The sequence below is a fragment of the Streptomyces verrucosisporus genome (assembly GCF_017114865.1).
GTDB classification, from domain to species: Bacteria; Actinomycetota; Actinomycetes; order Streptomycetales; family Streptomycetaceae; genus Streptomyces; species Streptomyces fenghuangensis.
Window position 1 is genome coordinate 387,147 of record NZ_JADEYH010000002.1, and the last position, 11,124, is coordinate 398,270.

At 70.0% G+C, this 11,124-nt stretch carries 10 protein-coding genes and 1 tRNA gene; all 11 read left to right on the top strand.

The window, feature by feature from the left end; genetic code table 11:
* Nucleotides 1-57 precede the first annotated feature (57 nt).
* Nucleotides 58-963 carry a UTP--glucose-1-phosphate uridylyltransferase GalU gene (gene galU / locus IQ279_RS04800; protein ID WP_093846697.1) on the top strand — a complete coding sequence of 302 codons (906 nt, stop codon included), beginning with the start codon at nt 58-60 and terminating at the stop codon, nt 961-963.
* 4 nt (nt 964-967) lie between these two features.
* Entirely contained in the window at nt 968-2,386 is a 1,419-nt protein-coding gene (locus tag IQ279_RS04805) for a molybdopterin molybdotransferase MoeA (RefSeq protein ID WP_206347012.1), read from the top strand.
* Nucleotides 2,387-2,450: 64 nt separating this feature from the next.
* Entirely contained in the window at nt 2,451-2,960 is a 510-nt protein-coding gene (moaC, locus tag IQ279_RS04810; RefSeq protein ID WP_093846693.1) for a cyclic pyranopterin monophosphate synthase MoaC, read from the top strand.
* A 56-nt stretch (nt 2,961-3,016) separates the two neighbouring features.
* Nucleotides 3,017-3,511: a MogA/MoaB family molybdenum cofactor biosynthesis protein gene (locus tag IQ279_RS04815; RefSeq protein WP_206347199.1), complete on the top strand. Its 495-nt coding sequence runs from the start codon at nt 3,017-3,019 to the stop codon at nt 3,509-3,511.
* Nucleotides 3,508-4,134, top strand: coding sequence for a GNAT family N-acetyltransferase (locus IQ279_RS04820; protein WP_206347198.1), 627 nt, complete (start codon nt 3,508-3,510; stop codon nt 4,132-4,134). The genes IQ279_RS04815 and IQ279_RS04820 overlap by 4 nt, the downstream gene beginning before the upstream one ends.
* 172 nt (nt 4,135-4,306) lie before the next feature.
* Nucleotides 4,307-5,410 (top strand): divisome protein SepX/GlpR, encoded by a 1,104-nt coding sequence (sepX, locus tag IQ279_RS04825; RefSeq protein WP_206347013.1) that lies wholly within the window; start codon nt 4,307-4,309, stop codon nt 5,408-5,410.
* Between the two features lie 104 nt (nt 5,411-5,514).
* Nucleotides 5,515-5,588 (top strand) — tRNA-Ala (locus tag IQ279_RS04830).
* Nucleotides 5,589-5,961: 373 nt separating this feature from the next.
* Entirely contained in the window at nt 5,962-6,639 is a 678-nt protein-coding gene (locus IQ279_RS04835; RefSeq protein WP_206347014.1) for a hypothetical protein, read from the top strand.
* 17 nt (nt 6,640-6,656) lie between these two features.
* On the top strand, nt 6,657-7,310 hold the full coding sequence (locus tag IQ279_RS04840; RefSeq protein WP_241027649.1) for a restriction endonuclease subunit S: 654 nt from the start codon (nt 6,657-6,659) through the stop codon (nt 7,308-7,310).
* Nucleotides 7,311-7,379: 69 nt separating this feature from the next.
* Nucleotides 7,380-9,842 (top strand): type I restriction-modification system subunit M, encoded by a 2,463-nt coding sequence (locus tag IQ279_RS04845; RefSeq protein WP_206347016.1) that lies wholly within the window; start codon nt 7,380-7,382, stop codon nt 9,840-9,842.
* Nucleotides 9,835-11,043, top strand: a complete 1,209-nt coding sequence (locus IQ279_RS04850; RefSeq protein WP_206347017.1) for a restriction endonuclease subunit S — start codon at nt 9,835-9,837, stop codon at nt 11,041-11,043. Before IQ279_RS04845 ends, IQ279_RS04850 begins: the two co-directional genes overlap by 8 nt.
* Nucleotides 11,044-11,124 lie beyond the last annotated feature (81 nt).

The window sequence follows — 11,124 nt, forward strand, 5'->3', positions numbered from 1 at the left end:
GCAACGGACCAGTCAGACATGCGCGTTACGTGACAAACCAACGGCTATGGTGCAGACATGACTACCTCGCGTACACGGCGGATCACCAAGGCCGTCATCCCGGCCGCCGGGCTCGGCACCCGCTTCCTTCCGGCGACGAAGGCCACCCCGAAGGAGATGCTGCCGGTCGTCGACAAGCCCGCGATCCAGTACGTGGTGGAGGAGGCCGTCACCGCCGGCCTCCCCGACGTCCTGATGGTCACCGGTCGCAACAAGCGCCCGCTGGAGGACCACTTCGACCGCAACTACGAGCTGGAGGAGGTGCTGCGCAGCAAGGGCGACGCCACCAAGCTCACCCGCGTCCAGGAGTCCACCGACCTGGCCACCATCCACTACGTGCGCCAGGGCGACCCCAGGGGCCTGGGCCACGCGGTGCTGTGCGCCGCCCCGCACGTCGGCGACCAGCCCTTCGCCGTCCTCCTCGGCGACGACCTCATCGACGCGCGCGACCCGCTGCTGTCCAGGATGATCGAGGTCCAGGAGACCTACGGCGGCAGCGTCGTGGCGCTGCTGGAGGTCGACCCGGAAAGCATCCACCTCTACGGCTGCGCCGTCGCCGAACCCACCGGCGACGACGACGTCGTGCGCGTGTCGGACCTGGTGGAGAAGCCCTCCCGCGAGGACGCCCCCAGCAACCTGGCCGTCATCGGCCGCTACGTCCTGGACCCGGCCGTCTTCGAGGTGCTGCGCAAGACCGAGCCCGGCCGCGGTGGCGAGATCCAGCTCACCGACGCCCTCCAGACCCTCGCCGCCGACCCGGGAATCGGCGGCCCGGTCCACGGTGTGGTATTCAAGGGCCGCCGCTACGACACCGGCGACCGCGGGGACTACCTCCGCGCCATCGTCAGGCTGGCGAGCGAGCGCGAGGACCTGGGCCCGGACTTCCGCGCCTGGCTGCGAGACTTCGTCAAAGAGGAGCTGTAGGCACTTGAGCGGTACCCGGTCCGTCGACGAGCACCTGGCCGACATCCTGCGGTCGGTCCGGCCGCTGGAACCCATCGAGCTGCATCTGCTCGACGCCCAGGGCTGCGTGCTCACCGAGGACATCCTGGTGCCCGTCTCCCTGCCCCCCTTCGACAACAGCTCCATGGACGGCTACGCGGTGCGCGTCGCCGACGTGGAGAAGGCGGACGAGGACGCCCCGGCGGTGCTGGAGGTCGTCGGCGACGTGGCGGCGGGCGCCGGCCGGCTGCCCGAGGTCGGCCCCGGCCAGGCCGCCCGTGTGATGACCGGCGCGCCGCTGCCGCCCGGCGCCGAGGCCGTCGTCCCCGTGGAGTGGACCGACGGCGGCACCGGCGGCGGCCCGGCCGACGCCATGGCCGCCCACAGCGCCGATCCGTCCGGCGCGGCCGGCGAGGTCCGCGTCCACCGCCCGGTGACGGCACGGCAGTACGTGCGGGGCAAGGGCAGCGACGTACGCGCCGGCTCCGTCGCCCTGGAGGCCGGTACCGTCCTGGGCCCGGCGCAGATCGGCCTGCTGGCCGCCGTCGGCTGCGGCACCGTCACCGTACGGCCGCGCCCGCGCGTGGTGGTGCTCTCCACCGGCAGCGAACTGGTCCGGCCCGGCGCGCCGTTGGGCCCCGGCCAGATCCACGACTCCAACAGCTTCGCGCTGACCGCCGCCGCCCGCGACGCCGGCGCCATCGCCTACCGCGTCGGCGCGGTGGCCGACGACGCAGCCACCCTGCGCACCGTCGTCGAGGACCAGCTCGTACGCGCCGACGCCATCGTCACCAGCGGCGGTGTCAGCGTCGGCGCGTACGACGTGGTCAAGGAGGCGCTCACCGGCCTGGAGGGCACCGTCCTGGGCGGCGCCGAGCCGCCGGACGACGGGGGCGGCGCCGACGGCAACGACGGCAGGGGCGCCGGAGAGCCCGCCGAGGCGGCCGGGAGCGCCGACGGCACTCCGCGGCCCCCCGCGCGCGTGGAGTTCCGCCGCCTGGCCATGCAGCCCGGCAAACCGCAGGGCTTCGGCCTGGTCGGCCCCGACCGGATCCCGCTGTTCGCCCTCCCCGGCAACCCCGTCAGCTCCCACGTCTCCTTCGAGCTGTTCGTCCGCCCCGCCCTGCGCGCCCTGATGGGCCTGGAGCCCGTCACCCGGCGCACGGTCACCGCCCGCCTGGAGTGCCAGGAGCCGATCGCCTCCCCGGAGGGCAAACGCCAGTTCCTGCGCGGCCGGTACGAGCCCCCGGCCGCCGGGGAGGAGCCGGGCACGGTTCACCCGGTGGGCGGCCCCGGCTCGCACCTGCTGGGCTCGCTGGCCCGCGCCGACGCGCTGGCCGTCGTACCCGAGCGGACCACCGAGGTCGCCCGGGGCGACGAACTGGAGGTCGTCCTCCTGGACTGACGCGACGGCGCCCGCGCCGCGGCGGGTACCGTTGACGTCCGGAGCGGACCGACGCGGGAGAGCGATGAGCAGCGCGCGACAGGGGAGTCCAGCAGGCGGGGCCGCCGGCCTCACCCACATCGACGAGGCGGGCGCGGCCCGGATGGTCGACGTCTCGGCCAAGGACGTCACCGCCCGCACGGCGCGCGCCACCGGCCGCGTACGCGTCTCCCCCCGGGTGGTGGAGCTGCTGCGCGGCGAGGGCGTCCCCAAGGGCGACGCGCTCTCGGTCGCCCGTATCGCCGGGATCATGGGCGCCAAGCGCACCCCCGACCTCGTACCTCTGTGCCACCCGCTGGCCCTGTCCGGGGTGAAGGTCGACCTCGCCGTGGCCGACGACGCGGTGGAGATCGCGGCGACGGTGCGCACCACCGACCGCACGGGCGTGGAGATGGAGGCGCTGACGGCCGTGTCGGTCGCGGCGCTGACGGTCGTCGACATGGTCAAGGCCGTCGACAAGGGGGCCGTCATCACGGACGTGCGGGTGGAGGAGAAGACCGGGGGAGCCTCCGGGGACTGGAGCCGCGACCGATGACCGAGCCCGTGTCCGCACCCGCGTCCGGCCTCGCGCCCGGGGCAGAGCCCGCGCCCATGGCCCACCGCGCCCTCGCCGTCACCGTCTCCAACCGCGCCGCCGCGGGCGTCTACCCCGACACCACCGGCCCGCTGCTGGCCCAGGCCCTGCGCGCGCTGGGCTTCGCCACCGACGGCCCGCGCGTCGTCCCGGACGGCGAGCCCGTCCAGGACGTGCTGCGCGAGGCCGTCGCCGACGGCTACGCCGTGGTGCTCACCACCGGCGGCACCGGCATCTCGCCCACCGACCGCACCCCGGAGATGACCCGGGCCGTACTCGACCACGAGGTCCCCGGCATCCCGGAGGCCATCCGCGCCGCCGGCCTGGCCAAGGTGCCCACCGCCGCCCTCTCGCGCGGCGTCGCGGGTGTCGCCGGCCGCACCCTGATCGTCAACCTCCCCGGTTCCACCGGGGGCGTACACGACGGCCTGGCGGTCCTGACACCCCTGCTGCCGCACGCCGTGGACCAGATCCACGGCGGCGACCACCCCAGGAAGGACGCACCCCACTGAACGCACCCTGGCCGGTCGAGCTGACGGACGGTGACATCACCCTCCGCCCCATAAGGCTGCGCGACCACCGCGTCTGGCGCGAGGTGAACCAGCGCAACCGCGACTGGCTGCGCCCCTGGGAGGCCACCGTCCCGCCCGCCCTGCCCGGCCGTCTGCCGCCGCGCCGGCCGACGTACCGGCAGATGGTCCGGCACCTGCGCACGGAGGCGCAGGCGGGCCGGATGCTGCCCTTCGTGATCGAGTACCGGGGGCGGCTGGTCGGTCAGCTCACCGTCGCGGGCATCACCTGGGGCTCGATGTGCTCGGGCCACATCGGTTACTGGGTGGACCGGGAGGTGGCCGGACGGGGTGTGATGCCGACGGCCGTCGTGCTCGCCGTGGACCACTGCTTCCGCACCGTCGGACTGCACCGGATCGAGGTCTGCATCCGCCCGGAGAACGGGCCGAGCCGCCGGGTGGTGGAGAAACTCGGATTCCGCGAGGAAGGGCTGCGGCCGCGTTATCTGCACATCGACGGCGCCTGGCGCGACCATCTGGTCTACGCGCTGACCACGGAGGACGTCCCCGACGGCCTGCTGGAACGCTGGCACCGGCGCTCTCTTCCCGGCGCCTCGCAGAAATGAAATAAATGTTCGATATTGCCTGAGGGTAAGACACCTTACAGTCATCGGCCGGACACATTCGCGGAGGCAGGCCGCCTTAATCGCAAAAAACGGTTGAGATATCAGCCGGATCGTGCGACACACCGCGCCAATTGGCGTATCACCTTCGCGAAACCCCTCTACCGTGTGGTGGGTGAGCAGCAGCGGCCTCATCTACGCAGTCATCGTCGGGGCCTGGGCCGCCTACCTGGTGCCGATGTGGCTCCGCCGGCAGGACGAACTCAACGAGGTCCGTCCGACGGAGCGCTTCGGCACCGCCATCCGGCTGCTGTCCGGCCGGGCCGGCATGGAGCGCCGGTACGCCAGGAACCTCCCTGAGCGCAGGGAGGCGTCCGGGGACGGCGGCCCCGCCGACGGTGACGACCAGGGTGCCCCGGGCGTCGACGTCCGGGCGCTCGCCGACCCCGTGACCGAGCACATCACGGTCCCCGGCCCGGCGACGGTCGCGCGCGCCGAGGCCCCCACCGAGGTGCGCCGCCCCCAGCAGGGCCCGGCCGGCAGGCCCGGCCGGCTCGGCCGGCCGGGCCACCCGAACCAGGGGCAGAAGGGCCGGGCCAAGCTCCTCGCCCGCCGCCGGCGCACCACGATGGTGCTCTTCCTCGCCTTCACGCTCGGCGCGATCGTCGCGGCGGTCGGCGGCATCGCGTTCCTGTGGGCCCCGGCGATCCCCGCCGGGCTGCTGAGCGCCTACATCGCCCATATGCGCGCCCAGGAGAGGCGCCGCTTCGAGTTCGTGATGGACCGGCGCCACGCCGAGGACGCCGCCCGCCACCTGCGCGAGCGCCGCACGGGCCGCGCGGGCCGCGCCGACCGTGCCACCGGCGGCCGTACCGCCACGGGCCGTAACACCTCCGCCCACACCCCCGAACCGGCCCCCGAGCCCGCCTCCGACCCGGAGGCGGACGAGCGGCGGGCCCTGGTGGAGCAGACCGACCACGCCGAGTGGGTGGACGCCCAGCGCCGCGAGCGCACGCCCGCCCCGGTGGAGAGCGGCTGGGAGCCCACCCCCGTACCGCTGCCCACCTACGTCAACGCCCCCGTCGCCCCGCGCACCGCCCGCGGCGTGGACCTGGAGGCCCCGGACGCCTGGAGCTCCGCCCGCTCCACCACGGCCTCCTCCGAGCCCGCCCGACCCTCCGCCACCCCGGCCCCCTCGCGTTCCTCCGCGCCGCGCCGCCGGACCCCGCTCTTCGACCAGTACGCGGACGAGGACCGCCCCCGCGCGGCCAACGAGTGATCCTGTCCGCCCCGGGCGCCCCCGTCGCCCCCGCGCACCGTGACCAGCGCGGGAACGGATTTCCACGCACGGGCATGGGGATGCTAGGGTTTCACCCGTTGCAAGGGCCTGTAGCGCAGTCCGGTAGCGCACCTCGTTCGCATCGAGGGGGTCAGGGGTTCGAATCCCCTCAGGTCCACACGGCAGCAAGAAGCCCCTCCCAGGGTCTCCCGGGAGGGGCTTTGTCGTGCTTGCTCCGGCGGGAAGTCGGGTCGTGCACCGTTCGCCGCGAGCCGGAGAGTGGATGGCGGGAGCGCCGATGGCAGCCAACCGGGAGCGAATGAACTCCCGTGTATGGCAATACATTTGGAACTTCCTATGGCCAATGGTTGTGCTACTGTAGCTCCGCGCGTTGGTGTGCGGACTGCGGCACCCGGACCACCCGGGTGTGCTTCCAGGGGTACAGCTGTGCCCCGGGGCGCTTGCGAGCAGAGGCACACACCGGGGCTTACGCCAGTCATCGTAATGCCCTGCGTCTCTGCTGTGCAACACGGACCCTCGGGGGGATCGCCATGTCGTGCACCACTGCTGACGAGAAAGCGCTGATCGACTTCGTGGACGCCGAGCGGTACGCCGATCCCGGCACGCTCTGCTCCCCCTCCTGTCGGCAGGCCCTGAAGTGGTCCGACTGGGAGACGGATGTCTCCAAGGCGATGTACGGGTTGCTCCGGCACCTGGAGAACATCTTGCGGAGCACTGTCTCCACCCGGTTGGCGGCGCACTACGGCCGGGACGACTGGTGGAACGCCCGGCGACTGCGACTCACCCACGGCACCATGGAGAAGATCCGGGATGCCGAGGCCAAGCTCGCCCGGGCCTCAGTGTCGGCGACGCCTGCCGCCGTTCAGCGCGAGGTGACACTCGGCTTCTGGGTCTCCCTGCTGGGGCGCGGCGCCGACTACGAGACCCAGCTGTGGCGCCCCATGAGTTCCGGGTTCCCCGGCTACCGGGGGCGGCGCAGGCCGCTCTACACGCGCCTCGACCACCTGCGGCTGCTGCGGAACAAGGTCGCGCACCAGGACCGCATCGGTGGCCGGGACCTAGCGGCCGACCGCCGCTCCGTGCTCACAGTCATCGGCTATGTCTCCCAGGCCGCGGCCCTGCGCGTCGAGGCCGCGGACACCGACCTTCCGGCGCTGCTGGCGAACCGTCCCGGAGCCTGCGCGCAGCGTGGGGGTAGCGGGGCGTGAAGGTGGATGCCGTGCCGATGGGTGACCTCTGCGAGGTCACCCCCAGCCCTTCCAGTGATCTCTTCGCCGGCCTCACGGACGAGGCCGGCGGAACGCCGGTGGTCACCCCCGCCGACATCACGGACGCGCAGCGGATCGATCCCCAGGCCATCCGGTACGTGCCGGGCAACCCCGCCGGCTTGGAGCGCTACCGGCTGCTCCCGGGTGACCTGGTGGTCGTCCGCCTGGGCGGAATCGGCAGAATCGCACTGGCCGACGAGGGATCCCGCGACTGGGTCTACCACTCTTCCTGTGTCCGCCTCCGCCCTGATACGAGCCGTGTCGACCCGGCCTATCTGGTGGCCTATCTGGCGCACTCGCCCGCGTCCGAACACCTGCTGTCCCAGGCCCAGGTGGGAACGGTGCCGGTCCTCACCGCGTGGATGTTGAGGGAACTGCCGGTGGCGCTGCCCTCCCCGCGCGATCAGCGGCTGATGGCTGCGGCGCTCGGTGAGGTGGGCTTGCAGATGGACATCCAGCGCCGGATGCTGGAGCGCCTCGACGCCGTACGGCAGGGGCTGTTCACGCAACTGCTCGGCGACGACCTCCCCGTCGGGGGAGCCTCCCGCCCGGCAGCGCCGGCCCCCGAGCGCAGAGCGCCCAGGACCCGGCGCACGAACCGAATGTCGTAGCCCTGCCGCACAGGGCCGACATGCCGCAGGACACGCGTTCCGCGGCTCACCGAGCAAGGAGAGACACGAGTGGCACAGCTCACGCTGCCCCAGCTGGAGCGGCATCTGTACGCGGCGGCGGACATCCTGCGCGGCAAGATGGACGCCGCGCAGTACCAGGACTACATCTTCGGACTGCTGTTCCTGAAGCGCGCCTCGGACCAGTTCGAGGTGGCACGCGCCGGAAAGGAAGAGCGCTACGTCGCGGCCGGACTGGACCGCGCGAAGGCCAGGGAGAAGGCCGAGTCGCGGGACGCGTACCGGTCGCGGGAGTTCTACGTCCCGAAGGAGTCCCGCTGGTCCACCATCACCAGCAGGTCGCGCACGGAACCGGCCGAGGCGCTCAACGTCGCGCTGGCCCAACTGGAGCTGGAGAACCACGAGACACTGGCCGGTGTCCTCGGCTACATCGACTTCAACCCCGCGTCCAGCAGGAACAAGCTGAGCAAGCCGGTCCTCCAGGCACTCATCGATCACTTCAGCCTGTACAGGCTCAGCAACGGCGACTTCGAGTTCCCCGACCTGCTCGGCCACGCCTACGAGTACCTCATCGGTGAGTTCGCCGACGAGGGTGGCAAGAAGGGCGGCCAGTTCTACACCCCACGCTCCGTCATCCGCATGATGAACCGACTGGTCAAGCCCGAGCCGGGCATGTCCGTCTACGACCCGTGCTGCGGGTCCGGCGGCATGCTCATCCTCGCCAAGGAGTACGTGCAGGAACACGGTGGCGACGAGTCGCACCTGTCGGTGTTCGGCCAGGAGGACAACGGCAGCGCCTGGGCGATGGCCCGGATGAACCTGCTGCTGCACGGGGTCGCGGACGGAATCATCGAACACGGCGACACCCTCGCCGAGCCCAAGCACGAAGTGGACGGGCGGCTCCGGCGCTTCGACCGCATCCTCACCAACCCGCCGTTCGCCCAGAACTACCGGCGTACGGACATGGAGCACCCCGAGCGCATGGCGTACGGCTGGACGCCCGAGTCGGGCAAGAAGGCCGACCTCATGTTCATCCAGCACATCCTCGCCGTGCTGGAGCCGGACGGCGTCGCCGCCTCCGTCATGCCGCACGGTGTGCTGTTCCGTGGAGGAGCCGAGCGGGACATCCGGCAGGGGATCATCGAGGACGGTCGGCTGGAGGCCGTCATCGGTATCGGCCCCAACGTCTTCTACGGGACGGGTATCCCCGCGTGCATCCTCGTCCTGCGCGGCCGGAACGGAGCCCCCGCGGGGCGGCGCGACGGAGTGCTGTTCATCAACGCCGACCGCGAGGTCACGGCCGGACGTACCCAGAACCTGCTGGAGGCCCAGCACGCGGAGAAGATCGCCTCCGTATACGAGAACTGGGAGCAGATCGACGGCTTCTCGCGCGTCGTGCCGTGGAGTGAGTTGGCGAAGAACGACTACAACCTCAACATCCGCCGCTACGTGGACAACACCCCGCCTCCCGAGCCGCAGGACGTGCGGGCGCACCTGTACGGCGGCGTGCCCAGGAGCGAGGTGAAGGAGCGGGCGGGGCAGTTCTCGGCGTTCGGCATCGACGCCGAGCAGCTGCTTTTCCGCCCGAAGGACGCCGAGTACGTGGCTTTCCCGGAGGAGGGGTACGAGGCCACCGCCGCACGCATCCCGCAGCTCGCGCGGGAGCGGGAGAACACGCTCGGGGCGGCGTTCAACACGTGGTGGCAGCAGCACCGCGAGCGGATCGAGAAGCTGCCGGAGCACCAGCAGCTGTGGGACACCCGCGAGGAACTGCTCACCACCTTCGGAGAGGCACTGAAGCCGGTCGGGCTGCTGGACACCTACCAGCTCTCGGGCACGGTGGCCGCCTGGTGGTTCGACACGCAGAACGATCTGCGGGTCCTCGCGAGGCGAGGCTTCAAGGGCGTCGTGGAGCGCTGGGTCGCGAGCATCGAGTCGGCCTTCGAGGAACCCCCGTCCGACGCCGACGCCAAGGCGAAGGCCCGGGTGCGGGCGGCCCAGCGCAAGGCGCGGGAACACCGCCTCGTACCGGAGCTGATCCCCGCGTACGTGGAGCGGCTGGAGACGGCCGAGGCGCTTGTGGCGGAACTGGACGCCAAGGTGAAGGCCAGCTCCCCGCCGAAGAAGAAGGCCGAGGCGGACGGGGTAGAGGGGGACGACGACGAGCCGGACCTGTCGAACGTTCTGCCGCCGAAGGAACTGGCCGCGCTGAGGAGGAAGCTCACGGCCGCGAAGAAGGAACTGGTCGCGCTGAAGGCGTCGTTCGTCGACGAGTTGAAGACGGCGGCGGAGAAGCTGACGGGCGAGCAGGCGCGGGATGTGGTGCTGGGTTTCCTGAAGGCGGATCTGCGGGCCCGCATGGAGCGTTTCGTCGCGACCGACCGGCGCGCCCTGGTGGACGCGTACCGCAACTGGGGCGAGAAGTACGCGGTGACGCTGGAGGACCTGGAGCGCGAGCGAGAGGCCTCAGCGAAGCGGCTGCGCGGGTACCTGGAGGAGCTGGGCTATGCGTGAGGGATGGAAAAGGGTTGCGCTAGGTGAGGTGACTCGGGAGGAGAACGCCCGGGTCGGAAGCCTCGCGAGCGAAGCGGTTGTACTCTCCTCCACAAAGCACTACGGCCTTGTCCCGTCGAATGAGTACTTCAAGAACCGTCAGATCTACAGTGATGACATCTCGGGCTACAAGTTGGTCCGGAGAGGATGGTTCGCGTACGCGACTAACCACCTGACCGAAGGGTCTATCGGTCTTCAAAATTTGGTCGATACAGCCTGTGTCAGTCCGATCTACACGGTCTTCTCCTGTGCGCCTGAGGCCGATGCTAAATTCATGTACCGCCTTCTCAAGAGTGACGAAATGATCACCGCTTATGGTGTTCATGATCAGGCATCTGTCGATCGACGGGGTGCTGTTCGCTACAGGGACTTCAAGAAGATCGAAGTCAACCTGCCGTCGCTTGCGGAGCAGCGGCGAATCGCTGAGATTCTCGACGAGGTTGATGCGCAGATCGAGCGGTCCGTAATGCGGCGCGAAAAATTGGAAATTTTGGCTGCGGCCGAAACCGCACACTTGCTGGAGGTTACGTCGAATGAGCCAGCCGTAGAGTGGAGAACTCTGGAAGAGGTAGCCAATATTTCCTCTGGTGTCACTCTTGGTAATGACGAGGCGGGTGATGGAGCTGTGACGCTTCCGTACCTCCGTGTTGCCAATGTTCAGGACGGTTATATCGATACCTCGGACATCAAAACCGTATCGGTTAGAAGCTCAGACGTGGAGCGGTTCCTCCTTCAAGAGGGTGACGTACTTCTGACGGAAGGAGGGGACCTTGACAAACTTGGGCGAGGCGGGGTTTGGGATGGACGAATTAGCCCATGCCTGCATCAGAACCATGTTTTTAAGGTTCGCTGTGATTGGGATACCTATCGCTCTGACTTCCTTGCCGCCCACTTGGCGTCGCCGCGCGGGAAGAGTTACTTCCTTAGTGTTGCCAAGCAGACGACGAACCTTGCGAGTATCAATTCTTCTCAAGTGAAGAAGGTTCCCGTTCCGATGGTTCCCCTGGTTGATCAAGAGAGGGTCGTCGCATCTATCGCACAGTGGCGGGAGCAGGTCGATGTGGCTGAGCGAGATATCAAAAAGCTCAGACTGCTTCAACAGGCCCTCGTGAATGACCTCTTCGCCGGCAAGGTCCGCATTCCCGCCGAATCTGTCGCTTAACGCAACCCCACACCACAAGAACGGCACCGCACCACCCTGCATCACCGAGCCCTACGCCCGCACTCCGTAGCCGAAGGAGAC

Excerpts from the sequence above, each read along its gene's own strand:
- galU (WP_093846697.1), top strand. The coding sequence starts at position 58 with ATGACTACCTCGCGTACACGGCGGATCACCAAGGCCGTCATCCCGGCC.
- moaC (WP_093846693.1), top strand. The coding sequence starts at position 2,451 with ATGAGCAGCGCGCGACAGGGGAGTCCAGCAGGCGGGGCCGCCGGCCTC.
- IQ279_RS04815 (WP_206347199.1), top strand. The coding sequence starts at position 3,017 with ATGGCCCACCGCGCCCTCGCCGTCACCGTCTCCAACCGCGCCGCCGCG.
- IQ279_RS04835 (WP_206347014.1), top strand. The coding sequence starts at position 5,962 with ATGTCGTGCACCACTGCTGACGAGAAAGCGCTGATCGACTTCGTGGAC.
- IQ279_RS04840 (WP_241027649.1), top strand. The coding sequence starts at position 6,657 with ATGGGTGACCTCTGCGAGGTCACCCCCAGCCCTTCCAGTGATCTCTTC.
- IQ279_RS04850 (WP_206347017.1), top strand. The coding sequence starts at position 9,835 with ATGCGTGAGGGATGGAAAAGGGTTGCGCTAGGTGAGGTGACTCGGGAG.